We start from the raw sequence: 15,816 nt of genomic DNA, 5'->3' as shown, positions 1-15,816 counted from the left end.
CCGCGTCGATGGCACCGCTGAGCACGGCGCGCGTGCCGCCGGCCAGGATGGCGACGGTAACGAGGGTCGCCACGGCCCAGGCCAGCAAGCCGTGTGCCGTGTCGCGGAAGTGCACCTCATCCGTATGGATGGAGCTCCATTTCAGGCGCAGGCGCCCCGCCATGTAGCCGCCAATGCCGGACGCGGCCAGCTGCATGAAGGCCAGCCAGGCGATGGTCGACACGCCGATCGCCGTCGCGTTGAACGACCATGGCGAGACGGATGACAGGCCCAGGCCCACGCCGAGGATCAGCAGAATGAAGGACAAGGCGGCGGCCGCCGCAGCCCCTGCCAGCACGGCGCCCCAGGAGACGCCCGGGTTGTTCAAGTCCGAGACAGACAGTTGTGTAGCTTGCATGGAATTCTCCCTGTTGTGTAATGTGATGGTCTTCAGGCGTGATGGCATTCAGGCCGGCTGGCCCGTCAGCTTTTCCTTGCGCGCGGCCATTTCCTGGCCCAGCGCATCGAGGTCGACGGCCGTATGCCGCACCTTGGGAAACATGTCGCCCTCTTCTTCCTTGACGTGGTGCTCGATCTGCTCGGACAGCACCTTGACCTTGGCGTCATACAGGTCATCGGCCGGGTCCATGGCCATGATTTGCGCGATGAGCTCCTTGGCGCTGGCGTGCTCGACGATGGCTTCATCCATCAGGTCGCCATCGTGGATGGGGCGGCGCACGGCCGGATAGAAGATTTCTTCTTCCAGCTGCGTGTGCACGGTGAGTTCCTGGCAGATCTGGTCGGCCAGCTTTTTCTTGGTGGCAAAGGAGCGGTCGCTCAAGCCTTCATATTGGGCAAACAAAGCCTTCACGGCTTTATGGTCCTGCATCAATAAACTGATCGCGTTCATGGCGCCTCCTTGTTGTCGATGAGGCTAGGATGCGCCGAGGCAGCGCAGCCGTATGTGCGACGCCATACACAATATTGATTTTTAATACACGTGCTTGCCTGCCTGTCTACTTGATGCCGTGATGCCCCATCAGGTCGTACAGGGTGGGCCGGCTCACGCCCAGCAGTTCGGCCGCCTTGACGATATTGCCGTCCGCGCGGGCCAGCGCCCGCACCATCACCCGGTATTCGGCCGCGTCGCGCGCCTGGCGCAGGTTGATGGCGTCGTCGGCCGGCGCCGCCTGGGCGCTGGCGGGCAGGCCCAGGTCGTCGGCGGCGATTTGCGGACCATCGCTCATGATGACGGCCCGCTTGATGCAGTTTTCCACCTCGCGCACATTGCCGGGCCAGCCATAGCTTTCGATCAGCTGCAGCGCGCCGGCGCTGAAATGCAGGTTGCTGCGCCCTTCGCTGGCGCAGAATTTGTTCTTGAAATGGTGGGCCAGCAGGGCCGCGTCGCCGGCCCGCTCGCGCAACGGCGGGATGCGCAGGACGATTTCGCTGAGGCGGTAAAACAGGTCTTCACGGAAACGTCCCAGTTCGGCCAGCGCCTTCAGGTCCTGGTGCGTGGCGCAGACGATGCGCACGTCGACGGCAATCTCTGCCCGGCCGCCCAGGCGCTCGATCACACGTTCCTGCAGGAAACGCAGCAGTTTCGCCTGCAGCCCCATCGGCATGTCGCCGATTTCATCAAGAAAAAAAGTGCCGCCGTGCGCCAGCTCGATCTTGCCCAGAGTTTGCCGTGCCGCCCCCGTGAAGGCGCCCCGCTCGTAACCGAACAGCTCGCTTTCCAGCAGGTTTTCAGGGATGGCCGCGCAGTTGATGGCGACAAAGCGCTGCGCATGGCGGCTCGACAGCGCATGCAAGCCCCGCGCGATCAGTTCCTTGCCGCTGCCCGAGTCGCCCAGCAGCATCACGCTGGCCGAGGATGGCGCCACCTTTTCCACGCTGCGGCACAGTTTCAGCATGCCCGGGTCGCGGCTGACGATGCCGGCCAGGGGCGAATCGGCCTGGGTTTGCAGCATGCGGCGGTTTTCCTGCTGCATGGCGTGCAGGTAGAAGGCGCGCGCGATGACCAGGCCCAGCATGTCGGCGTCGAACGGTTTCTGGTGAAAATCATAGGCGCCCAGCGCGATCGCCTTCAAGGCATGCGCGCGCTCCTGGTTGCCCGAGAGGATGATGACTTTCGTGTCCGGCGCCAGCGCGAGGATTTGCTGCAGGGTGGCCAGCCCTTCCGTGGCGCGTCCGGGTCGGGCGGCAAGCCCAGGTCCATCGTCACCACGGCCGGCTGGTGGCGCCGCACCAGCGCCAGCGCCGCCTCGCGCTCGCCCGCCAGCAAGACCTCGTAGGCGTCAAAACTCCAGTGCAGCTGCTTTTGCAGGCCGGGATCGTCTTCGATGACCAGCAGTTTTTGTTTCGCCATACGCTCACCTACTGTCAGTGGATGACGCTGCGGAAATTTGCGTCAGTCCTTGCGGATTGGCATGCGCGTCATTGAGGCGCATTTCCCCCGGCCGGTCTGCCCGCACAGGCGCATGCAGCGGCAGGATCACGCGAAACGTCGTGCCCACCTGCGGCGCGCTGCGCACTTCCAGGCTGCCGCCCACTTCGCGCAGGTATTCGCGGCTTTCAAACACGCCGATGCCCATGCCCGCCGTCTTGGTGGTGTCAAACGGCTTGAACAGCCGCTCGCGGATGAATTGCTCGCTCATGCCCTGCCCCGTATCGTCAAGCTCGACGACGGCGGTCTGGCGTTCGCGCAGCAGCCGCACGTCCACCTTGCCATCGCTGGCGGTGGCCTCGATGGCGTTCTGGATCAAATGACCGAGCACCCGTTCCAGGCGCGCGCGGTTGGCCAGCACCGTCAGTTCTTCATCGACAATTTCCAGCCGTGGCGCGGGCGCCAGGCTGGCCTTGGCCGCCACGGCCTGGCGCAGCAAGCCATCGAGGCGCAGCGGCACGGGCGCTTCCGGCGCCTCGCCGCGCGCCAGCTTTTGCAGCAAGGTCGTCATTTTCTGCACGGAATGCTCAAGCGTGCCCAGCATGTCTTGCTGGAACGCGGGATTGGCACGGTGTTTTTCGGCATTGCTGAGCAACAAGGACAGCTGGAATACCAGGTTCTTCAAATCGTGCACGATGAAGGTCGACATGCGGTTGAACGACTCGAACTGGCGCGACACCATCAGCGAATCGAGCGACTCGCGGTGCGCCAGGTAGCTGGCGGCCTGGCTGCCGGCAATCTTCAGCACGTCGCGGATTTCCCAGTTCAGGCCGATGGGCGTGCGCGGCCGCGCCAGCGCCACCAACGCAAACAGCTGGCCGTGCAGCATCAGCGGCACCAGCAGCCACACATCCGGCAGCGCCAGCAGCGCGGGCGGCAAGGCCAGGCCGCCGTACTGGCGCGGGTTCTGTTGACAATCGGCCACGTCGATCACCCAGTGGCGTGCCTCCAGGAACTGGCACAGGGACCCGGACGCCGCCTCGCTCCAGGCCGGCAGCGGCCAGTTCCAGCTGGCGGCGGGCGCGAATTGCCCCTGTTCGCGCAAAATCCACAGGGCGCCGGCGCGGCTTTCCACCAGTTGCGCCACGGCCTGTATCGTGCGTTCACCCAGCGCCGGGCCATCTTCGGACAGCGCGCGCGTAAAGCGCAGCCATTCTTCGCGGTAATCAAAGATGGCATTATAAAAATGTTTATTGATGTACACCTTGAGCTTGGCGCGCAGGCTGCCGGAAAACAGCACGCCGGCCAGCAGCAGCACCGCACCGCCCAGGTAGGCCATCTGCATCAAGGCGCCCCAGGTGCCGCCGAAGTAGCGCAAATAGTAGGCGCTGGCCGCCATCGCCAGCAGGTAGATGGCCGAGCCCAGCAAGGCGGCCGAGCGGTACAGCATCTGGCGCGAGACGGACAGGCCCAGCGCCCAGGCCGGATTGCGCGCGGCCGAGATGGCCAGCAGCGGCGCGCACAGGGCGTCGACGATGCCGCGCGCGGCCCAGATGTCGCCGTTAATCGCGCGAAACAGCAAGGCATCGCTGTACAGATAGAAATCATAGGCAAACAGGCCGCCCACGCCCAGGCAGGCAAATTTGATGCCCCAGCGCTTCAAGGGCGGCGTGTTGCGGTACCACTGTTCCACCAGCAACATGCCCAGCACGGCCAGCAGCACGCGGCAGACGCTGGCGATGTTGCGCGCCGGCAAGGGCAGCGCCAGCCAGGATGAGGCCATGGAGCACAGCCAGGGCGCCAGGGCCGTCAGGGCGATGCCGGCCAGCACCATGCGCAAACGCGCAGGCGACGGCTCGATCAGCAGCAGCAAAAACACCAGCCAGGCCAGGGTGCGCAGCATTTCCAGCGCATCGCCGGCCAGCGAGACGCGCTGGCCCAGCAGCACCAGCACCACCGTGCCCGTCGCCCACGCGCCCGTCGCCAGGCAGGCGGCCAGCAAGGCACGCACATTTTGCCGCGCGCGCCAGTTGCTGATCAAGAGCAGCGCCAGCACGAAGAAGGCCAGCGAGGCCAGGCCATGGCTGAGCGCCGCCGCGTCCGCCGCCGCCAGCCAGTCCGACTGCGCCCGCATCATCGGCTACCCTTGCCAAACAGCACCACCTGCACCGTATCGAGCAGGATCAGCAAGTCGAGGAACAGGCTGTTATTTTTTACATAATACAAATCGTATTGCAGCTTTTGCACGGCATCCTCGATGGAGGCGCCATATTGATAGCGCACCTGCGCCAGCCCCGTGATGCCCGGCTTGATGCTGTGCCGAATGTTGTAGTACGGAACCTGTTCCTTGAGCTGCTCGACAAAATAGGCGCGCTCGGGCCGCGGCCCCACGAAACTCATCTCGCCGCGAAACACATTGAGCATCTGCGGCAGTTCGTCGATGCGCAGCGTACGGATCAGCTGCCCCACGCGCGTGATGCGCGCATCGTTGGCCAGCGCCCAGACCGGCGTGCCGTCGCGCTCGGCGTCACGCCGCATGCTGCGAAATTTCAGCACCTTGAACGGCATGCCGTCGCGCCCCACCCGCTCCTGCTGGTAAAACACGGGGCCGCCATCTTCCAGGCGGATGCAGATGGCCGTCAGCAGCATCACCGGCAGCGCGGCCAGGCAGATGACGCCGCTGGCGGCCAGGTCGAACAGCCGCTTCGAGGCGGCGCGGAAAAAGCTCTGGTCGAAGCCGCCGCCATAGATTAGATAGCTGGGCTGCAAGGAATCGATGCGGATCTGGCACGCTTCGCGCTCGAAAAAAGTGGCCGCGTCGATCACCTTCACGCCGCCCAGCGCGCATTCAAGCAATTGCTTGACGGGAAACGCGCCATTGCGCCGGTCGCTGACGGAAACGACGATTTCATGCGCATCGTGGCGCTGGGCCATGGCCAGCAGCGACGCTTCGGCGGGCAGCAGGGCCGAAGCCGGCACACAGCGTTGTTCGCCAGCCACGTCGATGCAGCCCACCACCGTGAACTGGTGGAAACCGATCTTGCTGGCCGCCAGCTCCATGCATTCGCGCGCCAGCGCCCCGCCGCCGATCAGGATGAGCCGCCCCTCCATCAGCGCCGATTGCGACGACTTGAACACCACCAGGCGCGCCAGCAGCACGCCGATGGCCCCCAGGCCAAAGATCAGCACGCCTCCACGTCCAAAATGCAGGGCGGGAATGAAGCGCACCAGCAAGCTCAGCACCGCAAAGCCCAGCGCGAACGACGGCAGGATGCGCAACAAGGTGTCGCGGATATCGTCGCGCGAGCGGTGCTGGTACATGCCCAGCGCACTCATGCTGAAAACGATGACCAGGGCAAAGATCAGCGACGACAGATAGACCTCGCCCACGCGCACCAGGCGGCTGCTGTCCGCCAGCCAGAGCAAGGATGTCAGCGTGGCCGACAGCAGCAGGATCATGATTTCCAGCAGCAGCAAGACAAACGCTGTTTTCGAGACGTAATGGCTGAAGATACGGATCATGGGTCCCCCTGCGGCAAGAAACAAGCCGAGCAGCGGCACCGCGCGCAAGGCGGTCTGCTACCGGTCTTGCCATCATGGCGGACTGTTCCACGCAGACATTGATGCGTCACAAGCTGCGGCCCCGACTATCTGTCGTCGGCAGAATTTATCTCAACACATTACCGATTGATGTGAAATGCACTATAGTATGCTTCCCCTAAAAGAGATAAATGTCATGAAATTTGATGTAGCGATTGTCGGCAGTGGCCTGGCGGGTTTATCGGTTGCACTGCATTTAGCTGAAACGCGCACCGTCGCGATCATTTCCAAACGCGCGCTGCAGGATGGCGCCAGCAACTGGGCGCAAGGGGGCATCGCGGCCGTGCTGGACTCGGGCGACAGCCACCAGCAGCACATCGAAGACACCCTGATCGCTGGCGGCGGCCTGTGCGACGAGAGCGCCACGCGCTACATCGTCGAGCATGGCCGCGAAGCGATCGAATGGCTGATCGAGCAAGGCGTGCCCTTCACGCGCGATGCGTCGGCCGAACTGGGCTTCCACCTGACCCGCGAAGGCGGCCACAGCCAGCGCCGCATCATCCACGCGGCCGACGCCACCGGCCACGCCGTGCAAGTGACCCTGGAAGAAAAAGTCCGCGCCCACCCGAACATCAGCCTGTTTGAACACCATTGCGCGATCGACCTGATCACCTCCGACAAGCTGGGCATGAAACCCACCCAGCGCAATGCGCAGCCGCATTGCCACGGCCTGTATGTGCAGGATGAGCAAACTGGCAAGGTGCTGACCTTTGCCGCCGAGCACACCGTGCTGGCCACGGGCGGCGCCGGCAAGGTGTATTTGTATACCACCAATCCCGACACGGCCAGCGGCGACGGCATCGCCATGGCCTGGCGCGCCGGCTGCCGCGTGTCGAACATGGAATTCATCCAGTTCCACCCGACCTGCCTGTACCACCCGTACGCCAAATCCTTCCTGATTACCGAAGCCATCCGTGGCGAAGGCGGCTTGCTGAAACTGCCGCCGGAAGCGGGCGCGGCAGCGGGCACGCGCTTCATGCTGGCCCATGATGAGCGGGCCGAGCTGGCGCCGCGCGACGTGGTTGCGCGCGCCATCGACTTCGAGATCAAGAAACGCGGCCTCGACTACGTGCACCTGGACATCAGCCACAAGCCGGCCGAATTCCTCATCGAACATTTCCCGACCATCTATGCGCGCTGCCTGGAACTGGGCATCGACATCACCAAGCAGCCGATCCCCATCGTGCCCGCCGCCCACTATACGTGCGGCGGCGTGGTGACGGACCTGTCCGGCCGCGCCGACCTGCCGGGCCTGTATGCGGTCGGCGAAACAGCCTGCACCGGCTTGCATGGCGCCAACCGCCTGGCCTCGAACTCCTTGCTGGAATGCATCGTCATCGGCCGTGCCTGCGCGCAAGATATCGAAAGCAAGGAAAAACTGGGCACGCCCTACCTGCCCGACTGGGATGAAAGCCGGGTCACGGATGCCGATGAAGAAGTGGTGATTGCCCACAACTGGGACGAGCTGCGCCGCTTCATGTGGAATTACGTGGGCATCGTGCGCACCACCAAGCGCCTGGAGCGGGCCCAGCACCGCATCGCCCTCTTGAAGGAAGAGATCGACGAGTACTACCGCAACTTCCGCATCACGCACGACTTGCTGGAATTGCGCAATCTGGTCGACGTGGCCTCGATGATCGTCAACAGCGCCCTGTCCCGCCGCGAAAGCCGCGGCCTGCACTTCAGCCGCGATTATCCGGAGACCTTGCCGAAAGCCATCGCCAGCGTGCTGACGCCGCCGCATCGCTAATGTTACGCCGCCGTCCCCGCCTGGGTGCAAGCCGATAGCACCACCAAATCCACAGGCAAGGAGCCGGGGTCGCACCCTGAGGGTACGACCCCAGTCCTTGCCTTGGGTTAAATATGGCGCATCACTGCTGCGGCATCTGAAACGCGATCCCATCTTCCGTATAAGAAAACTCTGCAGACGCTCCCGTACACTCGCCCTGCGCCACATCGGCTACATAGCGGCATTCGCTTTCCAGGCTGCCATCCTCGCGCCAGTGCCGGGTCCAGCCGTGGCGCTCGCCATCCACATACTCGATCAATTGACGAGGCTTGCCATTCGCATGCCAGGAACGCAGCGCGCCCTCCTCGCGGCCGCCCTCGTTCCACTGTTTCTGCACCATCAATATGCCGGCCCGGCTGTAGCGCTGTTCGCTGCGCAATACGAAGTGGCCGCTGTGGCTGCGCTTGCTGGCCACTGTGCCATCCGGGTAATATTCGACGCTGTCGCCGGCCGGCTTGTCGTCCACGTACTGTGTGGTGCGCTGCACCTTGCCATCCGGGAAATAGCCGGTGCTCGGTCCTGACTGGATGCCATTCTCGTAGCGGCTGCGGCTTTCCACGCTGCCATCCGGATAGAACAACAGCAGCTCGCCTTCCGTCTGGCCCTTGACCTGGGTCACGCGCGTGCGCAGCTTGCCGTCTTTATCAAACGACTCCACCACGCCATCGGCGCGGGCGCCGCTTGCGTACTGGCTGGCCTCGTTCAGCTTGCCCGTCTTGTGATAGGTGCGCTGTTCGCCTTCCTGCACGCCATTGCGCCACGTATTGCGCATGGAAATCTTGCCGTCGGGGTAATACAGCGTCTGCGTACCCTGCTGTACGCCGCGCCCATCCTGCTGCACCTGCATTTCCAGCTGGCCATACGGGTAATACATGCTGTAGTTGCCCACCAGCTTGCCGCGCAGGTAATCGCGATCGTTGACCTCGCCTACCAGCCGCTTCGGTTCGCCTTCGCGCGCGTGGTAAATCTCCACTTTCCAGGTGCCTGGTGTCTTGCCTGGCGGCAGCGGCAGCACCAGCGCGTAGCGCGCCTGATCCATTTCCTCGCCGCGCGACAGATTGTGGTTCAGGTACAGGCGCGCCTTGCCGTCGGCACAGTGCGCATCGCAGCCGCGCAGCATGTGTATGACGGGAATGGCCTCGACGCCAGCCCGATCTGGCGCGGGGCAGGCATGCAGGCGCACGAGCAAGGGATTGCTGTCGCGTACCATGTTGGCCAGCTCGACCTTCATGACGCCATACTGCTCCTCGCTCAATCCGAGCGAGCCGGCATCCATGCGCAGCTGCCGGCCGCCGCAGCCCGTGTCATCGGCCACGCTCAGCACGTCGCCGCCGATATTGGCGGGCGCGGCCTGGATGGCCGTGACCACTTGCCGCTGCACGATCTCGGCATGGGCCAGCGCCGGCAACAGCAGCATGGCGCCAAGCCAGTGCTTCAATTCAACGGGCGCCATGCCTGCTCCTTGCGCTCCAATTCCGGCGAGCGCAGCGTGTCCGCGCATACACCCTGTGCCTTGCCTGCCACATATTTGCATTCATTCTTCACGCTGCCATCCTCGCCCCAGCTGCGGCTCCAGCCGTCGCGCTGGTCGTTAATGTACTCGATCGCCAGTTCGGGCTTGCCATTGGCATACCACGAGCGCGACGTGCCCTGTTCGCGCAGCTGCTTGTCCCAGTTTCGCTCCAGCACCAGCACGCCTTGCTGGGTGTAGCGCTGCACCTTGAGCAGCGCGCCATTGCCCGCATACTGCTGGCGTGTTTGTACCTTGCCGTCAGGATAAAATTCCAGCGCCTCGCCCGTCGGCAAGTCATTGAGCATTGTCATGGTGGAGCGCACGGCGCCATCGGGATGGTAATAGGTCGCCAGGCCATGGAACTTGCCCTTGCTCATTTGCGTACGGCTGGAAATTTTACCGTCTGGGAAATACGTAATGAGTTCGCCTTCCAGTTTGCCATCGCGCAAGGTCTGGCGTGTCCTCAGCTTGCCGTTCACGTCAAAGGTGTCGACAGTACCGTCAACCTGGCCGCCATGGCGAAATTCCACGGCTTCGCGCAGCTTGCCCGTGCTGTGATAGCTGCGCTGTATCCCTTCCGGCATGCCGTCGCGCCATTGGCTGCGCGACTCCAGCGTACCGTCGGGATAATAGCTGCTGGCCACGCCCTGCTGCCGGCCCCTGGCATCCTGCGGCACCTGTTTTTCGATCTGGCCGTCCGGGTAGTAATAAGTGTAGCCGCCCACCAGGCGGCCCGACACGTAATCGGCGGCATCGACCTGGCCCGCCAGCCTTACCCTGCCGCGCTGTACCGTGCTGAGCACCGCTACTTCCCACGTGCCCGGCAGCTTGCCTTTCGGCATCGGCAGCACCAGCACGTAGGGCGCCCTGCGCTTTTCTTGCGGGAACAGCTTTTCATCGAGATACAAGCGCGCCCTGCCGTCGGCGCAGGCGCCCGGGTCGCAGCCCGCCAGCTTGCGGATCACGGGCACGGCCGCCTCGCCCGTCTCGCCCGCCGGGCATTGCGCCAAGGTGACCAGCAGCGGCGTCCTGGCGCGGATGCGTTCGGCAAGCTGTGCTTTCATCTCCTCGTATTGCTTGTCATCCATGCCCACCGAGCGCGCGTCCATGCGCAGCTGCCTCCCGCCGCAAGCGGTATCAAAGGCTACCGTCAGCACGTCGGCGCCTTCGCTATCCTGTTCGGCAGCGATGGCTGCCAGCACCTGGCGCTGCACGATCTCCGCCTGCGCCAGGCCCGGTGCCAGCAAGGAAGCGCTTATCAGCGCACTTAACATCTTGATTTTCATGTGATTCCCTCATTCTTCCGGCGAGACACGCACTTCGGCCGGTACAAAGCTGACCCTGCCATTGCGGTAGCGCACCAGCACTTCCGCCTTGGCATCCTGCAACTGGCCATGCTTGACGGCCGGCAAATAAGTCCAGCGCTGGATGCTATCGAGGATGACCTTGTTCAACTGGGGTTCCATCGGCAATTGCGCCGCCGCATACGTCAGGGTGCCATCGGCGGCAATCGACAGGGTCAAACGATTTTCGCCCGTCGCCTGCTCTTCATCGAGCGCGCCATAGCCCACCGTCGTCATCGTCTCGCGCAGCACGCTGGCAGGCTGATCCGGCAACGGCGGCAAGGCCTTGAGTTTTTCCGCCAGCAGCGCGCCATCGGCCAGCGCCTTGTCCCAGCGCTTCTCGTAGGGACCCGCCTGGACCATGCGCAGCACATTGGCGGCCCGCGACATGCGCTCGGCGGTGCGCACCGCGCCGTTGTCGGCCGGTTCACCCGGTTCCGTCGGCATGGCGTTTTCCACCGCATAGCGGTATGCCGTCAACTGCGCCAGCGCCACCAGGTTGACGGCATCTTGCTCATCGCCGCCGCGCATCAGGGCCGTGGCGGCGATGCCCAGCCAGGCCACGCCATCGGTCGGGTGTGCCCACACGGCTTGCTCGAAATACTGGCGCGCCGCCTGCGGTTCGTTCAGGCTCAGGTGCATGCGCCCCATGGCAGCGGCCGCCAAGTGGTCGAGCGGGTCGGCCAGCAGCTGATCCTGATAAGTATCGGCCAGCTTGGAATCGTGGCCTGGCATCGCTCCCAGCCCTTCCATCAGGGTGGTGCGCAGCCGCGCGCGCGTGGCGTCGCCTTGGTAGCTGGATGACTTTTCCTGCGCCGAACGGTACAACAGTTGCAAACCGCGCGTGACGGCGCCATCGTCGCCCTTGCTGACTGCCTGCGACAGGCTGCGCACGGCCTTGCGCGCGTCCGACGGCAGGTAGCCGCCTGTCTTGCGCTGGCGCCAGCCGAACACTTCCAGGCCAGCCGCCTGCTTGGCTTGCGCCTGCAGGCGTGCCCTGTTGCTGCTTTCATCAGAGGACGAGATCCAGGCCGTAAAGCCGATCAGGAACAGTACGATCAGCAGCACCACCACGGCCCAGCCTTTACCTGTGATGCCCCCGCCCGTGTTGCCGGCTAATGGGATGGAGGGGATGGAAACAGGCGCCTGGCCCGGCGCCGTGCGGCGCGTGCTGCGCGGCTGCGGCTGGGACCGCGATTGCGACTGCGCCAGCATCTGCTGCTGGGCAACGACGGACGCCTGCGCGGCCGCACCGATGACCTTGTCGCGCGCGCAGGCCGCGCAGCCGAGGCCCGCGAAATGCTGGTGCTCGGCATTGACGCCGCACACCACCAGCTTGCCGCCGCTGCGCTGCGCATAGCCGCGCAGCAACTGCGCCCAGTCCGCCGCCGATGGCCGCTGCGGCTTCGGCGATGGCGAAAACGCGCGGTCGAACATGGCGCGCAGTTCGGGCGGCATCAGCGCATGGCCGCTGGTGGCGTTGGGCGCCAGCTGCTTGTGGCGCTTGATCCCATACGCATAGCAGCCGTCGCGGATGCGCCCGGGAATATCGGTCGCCACTTGCACATTGGCGGGCCGCCCGCTGTACGGGTGGATGCCAAAATTGAGCAACTGGAAGATGACGACGGCCAGGGCGAAGCGATCCTGCGCCATTTCCGCGCCGGCCGGCATGCCTTTGCGCTGGAATTCCGGCGCCAGGTAATCGACGGTGAACTGCTCCGCAGGAAAGCGCTCCGCATGGCCCTGGATGCTGAAGCCGTCGCAGTCGAGCATGGCGATATACAGCGAATCGCGGTAAAAACGCAGATTCACGGGTTTCAGGTCGACCACGTAATGCTGCTGCTGGTGCAAGGCATCGATGACGGCGGCCAGATTGGCGGCCAGGGTCAACTTGGGGCCAAGCCCCGTGGGCAAGCCGGCCGCGCGCGCCTGGCGCTCCTGCAAGACCTGCTCCAGCTCGGCCGTCTGCGCCATGTCCAGCAAGGGCATGACGAAGCCCGCAAAGCCGCCCTGGCCGTCGAACACGGCCGCCTGCGGCCAGGCGATCTGCACGTAGCGCTTGCCGTTTTCCAGCTGGTCGGGCAATTCGGGGGTCAGCTCCAGCATGGCTTCGAGCTTGCGCCGGTTGGCGGCCCGGTCCAGGTGCGGATGGTACAGCTTGGCTACCTGCGCGGGCGCGCCCGGCAGCAGATACACGCTGCCCGCGCCGCCGCTCTTGATGAGTTTACCCAGCACCAGGCTGCGGACTTTATTCAGCCAGATTTTTCCACCCGGACTCAGGCCCGGTGCCACGCCCTGCTTCTGGCTCATGGACGCATGGCCAGCAGCAGGGTCTTGTCATCGCCCGTGATCTGGTGCGTGCGCGGGTCGGCCAGGGTGGAGGCCAGCGCCGTATTGCCCAGCTCGACACTGTCGACCGTGCGCAGATAGCCTTGCACGGCATCCATGAACGGCGCGTACAGGGCACCGTTATTCTTGCTCATGGCAAAAGGCATGCAGCCATCGGACATCAGCACGACGCCGCGCACGGCGTGCGGAATCGCAAGCAGGCGCAGCTGTTCGCGCCAGCGTTCGCCGCTGATAAAGTAGGTTTCGTTCGCGTATTCGCCGTTCGCGGGCAGCGAGATCAGTTCGCCGCCGTCCGGCAACTGCACCACGCCCAGGCCATCGCCCAGGTGGAAAAAGAAACCGTTGTCGGCGCCCATGACCACGCCCACCACGGTAGTGGCGTAGTCATCGAGGGTGGCATTGGCGGCACTGGCAATGTCATCCAATGCGGCGCGGACCTGCGCCAGGGTGCCCGCCAAGGCGCCGTCATGCAAATCCTGCACGCTGGCGCCCTGCTCCAGCCGCCCGGCCAGCGCCAGTACGCTTTGCTTCGCCACAAACTGCGCGCCCTGCTCGCTCAGCCTGGCCGAACCGGCGCCATCGCAGACGATGGCCACCAGCACGCCGTTGACTTCCGCATGCGCGTGCGCGTCCTGGCAAGCAATATTGTTGTCCAGGTGCGCCTTGCCCGTGACGGACGCGCCAAACACGCGCCAGGTATCCTGTGTTGCCTGCACTGCGGCCATCGATCAGGTGCTCACGACAGACCAGCCGTCCGTCGAGGCCAGCTGGGCCTGCGCACCGGGGCGCGATTGCGACACCACCTGCATGCTGGCGCTCAGCCACAGGAACAGTTCACGGAACTGCAGGCCTTTCAGCTGCTTTACGCCCCGCTCGCCCCGGCTGGAAAACCGGCCAAGGGAATCGATATTCGCGTTGTCGCCCACGGCAATCGGGAAGATCGCCACCTTGTTCGACTGTTCCGCCGCGCGCGCCTGCTCGGCGCCGCGCTGCCAGCGGTCCGTCGGCTCGCCGTCGGACATCAAAAACAGCCATGGCCGCGTGTACGCCACACCGGCCTGGCGGAAGCGCTGCTTTTCCTGCTCAATTTCCGCCAGCGCCAGTTCCACGGCCGCGCCGGTCGGCGTGGTGCCATTCGCGGCCAGGAGGGGCGCCGTGAAATCCATGGCGTCGCACCAGTTGCTGGCCACTACGGCTTCATCGTGGGCGCCATATTGAATCACCAGAATGCGCACGCGCTTGGAAGCGATCACGTCGGACTTGAGTTCCTGTTCCAGCAAGGCCATGCCTTCGTTCAGCAATGAGACGGGCTCGCCGTCCATGCTGCCGGAGCAGTCCAGCACGAGCACCAGCGGCGTGCGTTGTTCGGTGTTGTCGACCAGGGCGACGTCGGGAATCATTATTGAACTCATGGGCAATCAGTAAATGTGAAATCGGACATAGTGCGAATCTTACATCATGGGCGGGAATTTCCCGCGCGAGATTGCACTGGAACAAGATTTGCTTGGCGCCAAGCTGGCACCAGCTGCCACACCCGCGCCCCCTGAGCGGCCACGCAAAAAATCCATCGCCATCTCATTCGGATGAATGATGCGCGGCGCCGCCCCCTTGCCTAGACTGGCTCCAGCCTCACGCCCCGCCCGACCGGGCGCGCGCCAGGGGCGATCAACCATCGAGGGACGACATCATGAAAACCATCATTCTGAGCACATTATTGGGCCTGGCCGCCACCTGCCTGGCGGCGCACGCGCAAACCCTGCCGCAAGATAAAACCGTCGAAGTGCCGGGCCATTCCTTGCGCATCGAGGTGCCAGCCCAGCCGCGCTACATGATGCGCGACGACTTCCTGCCATTCGCTGGCACCTATGACCTGTCGAATGGCGACACCCTGCAGCTGCGCCGCAGCGGCACGCTGATGTATGCGCGCATCGGCAACCAGGACGAGCACCGCATCGTCGCCGCCGGCCGCAACGCCTTTGTCGCGCTGGACCGCCAGCTGAAGGTGCGCATCGATCATCATGCCGACGGCAGCGTGGGCGGCGAACTGGTGATGGTGGTGCCGGCGCGCCAGCTGGCGGACGGCACGACGCAGGGCGAACACGTAGCTTCGCTGGCTTTCCCGGGCCGCTGACAGGCAGGCCGGGGCCAACAGCGCCATGGGCAATCCGCTGACAGCGCGGCAGGAAGCACTGATCGCCCGGCTGTATGACGCCGCGCTGGATGACGCCCTGTGGCCGCAGCTGTGCCGCGACCTGGCCGAGGCGTTTGGCGGCGCCGGCGACACCAGCCTGATCCTGCAAAGCGACAGCGGTGCGCAGCTGCTCAATCCGCTGGGGCAGTTCGGCAAGGACGCCACCAGCGCCTATGAAAGCTACTACTGGCGCCACGACATCTGGGCGCAACTGGCCTACCGGCTGGGCGTGGGCCAGGTGCACGGCAGCGCAGAGCACATCCGGCCGCGCGAGTTCAAGCGCACGGAATTCTATGCCGACTTCTGCCGCCCGCATGACCTGTACCACGTTATCGGCGCCGTCTTGCCCATGGCGCCAGGCGAAGTGGCCCTGCTGGGCGTGCACCGCCAGCGCGCGCGGGGACCGTTTGCGGACAGTGCGCTGTTGCAGATGCAATTGCAGGCCCTGCTGCCGCACCTGCAACGCGCCCTGCGCGTGCGCACCCGCCTGGCGCAAAGCGGCATGCAGGAACGCACCACGCGCGCCGCGCTCGACGCGCTCGGCACGGCGGTGCTGCTGGTAGACAGCCGGCTGGAGGTGGTCTACGCCAACGCCAGCGCGCTGGCCCTGTTCGGCCCCGGCCTGGAGCGCAGCCTGCACATCAGCGGCAGCGGCCACGGCAG

General features: G+C 64.7%; 10 protein-coding genes and 3 pseudogenes. 3 read left to right on the top strand and 10 right to left on the bottom strand.

Going from position 1 to position 15,816, the window contains the following annotated elements:
• The 5 genes and pseudogenes from JaAD80_RS16075 to JaAD80_RS16055 form a co-directional block, all read right to left on the bottom strand.
• A pseudogene (locus JaAD80_RS16075) lies at positions 1-397 on the bottom strand (hypothetical protein); the annotation flags it as partial.
• 48 nt (positions 398-445) lie between these two features.
• Positions 446-889 (bottom strand): hemerythrin domain-containing protein, encoded by a 444-nt coding sequence (locus JaAD80_RS16070; RefSeq protein ID WP_102295447.1) that lies wholly within the window; start codon positions 887-889, stop codon positions 446-448.
• A 106-nt stretch (positions 890-995) separates the two neighbouring features.
• A pseudogene (gene prsR, locus JaAD80_RS16065) lies at positions 996-2,350 on the bottom strand (PEP-CTERM-box response regulator transcription factor).
• Positions 2,351-2,354: 4 nt separating this feature from the next.
• Positions 2,355-4,505, bottom strand: coding sequence for an XrtA/PEP-CTERM system histidine kinase PrsK (gene prsK / locus JaAD80_RS16060; protein ID WP_258003023.1), 2,151 nt, complete (start codon positions 4,503-4,505; stop codon positions 2,355-2,357).
• Positions 4,502-5,890 carry a TIGR03013 family XrtA/PEP-CTERM system glycosyltransferase gene (locus JaAD80_RS16055; protein WP_102295446.1) on the bottom strand — a complete coding sequence of 463 codons (1,389 nt, stop codon included), beginning with the start codon at positions 5,888-5,890 and terminating at the stop codon, positions 4,502-4,504. The genes prsK and JaAD80_RS16055 overlap by 4 nt, the downstream gene beginning before the upstream one ends.
• A gap of 214 nt (positions 5,891-6,104) precedes the next feature.
• Here JaAD80_RS16055 and nadB point away from each other — a divergent pair, with 214 nt between their 5' ends.
• Positions 6,105-7,718: an L-aspartate oxidase gene (gene nadB / locus JaAD80_RS16050; RefSeq protein ID WP_102295445.1), complete on the top strand. Its 1,614-nt coding sequence runs from the start codon at positions 6,105-6,107 to the stop codon at positions 7,716-7,718.
• A gap of 121 nt (positions 7,719-7,839) precedes the next feature.
• Here the strand turns inward: nadB and JaAD80_RS16045 are convergent, their stop codons facing one another.
• From JaAD80_RS16045 to JaAD80_RS16025, 5 genes are read right to left on the bottom strand one after another with little or no spacing between them, the layout of a single operon-like run.
• On the bottom strand, positions 7,840-9,210 hold the full coding sequence (locus tag JaAD80_RS16045) for a toxin-antitoxin system YwqK family antitoxin (protein ID WP_180979443.1): 1,371 nt from the start codon (positions 9,208-9,210) through the stop codon (positions 7,840-7,842).
• The gene (locus JaAD80_RS16040) at positions 9,192-10,556 is read right to left on the bottom strand and encodes a toxin-antitoxin system YwqK family antitoxin (RefSeq protein ID WP_102295442.1); all 1,365 of its coding nucleotides are present in this window, start codon (positions 10,554-10,556) and stop codon (positions 9,192-9,194) included. The genes JaAD80_RS16045 and JaAD80_RS16040 overlap by 19 nt, the downstream gene beginning before the upstream one ends.
• A gap of 9 nt (positions 10,557-10,565) precedes the next feature.
• Positions 10,566-12,923 (bottom strand): hypothetical protein, encoded by a 2,358-nt coding sequence (locus JaAD80_RS16035; protein WP_102295440.1) that lies wholly within the window; start codon positions 12,921-12,923, stop codon positions 10,566-10,568.
• The gene (locus JaAD80_RS16030) at positions 12,920-13,678 is read right to left on the bottom strand and encodes a PP2C family serine/threonine-protein phosphatase (RefSeq protein WP_180979442.1); all 759 of its coding nucleotides are present in this window, start codon (positions 13,676-13,678) and stop codon (positions 12,920-12,922) included. The genes JaAD80_RS16035 and JaAD80_RS16030 overlap by 4 nt, the downstream gene beginning before the upstream one ends.
• Positions 13,679-13,690: 12 nt before the next feature.
• The gene (locus JaAD80_RS16025; RefSeq protein ID WP_102295437.1) at positions 13,691-14,374 is read right to left on the bottom strand and encodes a VWA domain-containing protein; all 684 of its coding nucleotides are present in this window, start codon (positions 14,372-14,374) and stop codon (positions 13,691-13,693) included.
• A 275-nt stretch (positions 14,375-14,649) separates the two neighbouring features.
• Here JaAD80_RS16025 and JaAD80_RS16020 point away from each other — a divergent pair, with 275 nt between their 5' ends.
• Positions 14,650-15,093: a hypothetical protein gene (locus tag JaAD80_RS16020; protein WP_146012410.1), complete on the top strand. Its 444-nt coding sequence runs from the start codon at positions 14,650-14,652 to the stop codon at positions 15,091-15,093.
• Between the two features lie 25 nt (positions 15,094-15,118).
• A pseudogene (locus JaAD80_RS16015) lies at positions 15,119-15,816 on the top strand (hypothetical protein); the annotation flags it as partial.

It is taken from the genome of Janthinobacterium sp. AD80 (genome assembly GCF_002878455.1).
Classification (GTDB): domain Bacteria; phylum Pseudomonadota; class Gammaproteobacteria; order Burkholderiales; family Burkholderiaceae_D; genus Janthinobacterium.
The sequence above is the reverse complement of the archived record's forward strand: the minus strand, read 5'-3'. Positions and strand labels throughout refer to the sequence as shown.

Coding starts and splice junctions, on each gene's coding strand:
- JaAD80_RS16070 (WP_102295447.1), bottom strand. CDS start 889: ATGAACGCGATCAGTTTATTGATGCAGGACCATAAAGCCGTGAAGGCT.
- JaAD80_RS16035 (WP_102295440.1), bottom strand. CDS start 12,923: ATGAGCCAGAAGCAGGGCGTGGCACCGGGCCTGAGTCCGGGTGGAAAA.
- JaAD80_RS16025 (WP_102295437.1), bottom strand. CDS start 14,374: ATGAGTTCAATAATGATTCCCGACGTCGCCCTGGTCGACAACACCGAA.
- JaAD80_RS16020 (WP_146012410.1), top strand. CDS start 14,650: ATGAAAACCATCATTCTGAGCACATTATTGGGCCTGGCCGCCACCTGC.
- nadB (WP_102295445.1), top strand. CDS start 6,105: ATGAAATTTGATGTAGCGATTGTCGGCAGTGGCCTGGCGGGTTTATCG.
- JaAD80_RS16055 (WP_102295446.1), bottom strand. CDS start 5,890: ATGATCCGTATCTTCAGCCATTACGTCTCGAAAACAGCGTTTGTCTTG.
- JaAD80_RS16040 (WP_102295442.1), bottom strand. CDS start 10,556: ATGAAAATCAAGATGTTAAGTGCGCTGATAAGCGCTTCCTTGCTGGCA.
- prsK (WP_258003023.1), bottom strand. CDS start 4,505: ATGATGCGGGCGCAGTCGGACTGGCTGGCGGCGGCGGACGCGGCGGCG.
- JaAD80_RS16045 (WP_180979443.1), bottom strand. CDS start 9,210: ATGGCGCCCGTTGAATTGAAGCACTGGCTTGGCGCCATGCTGCTGTTG.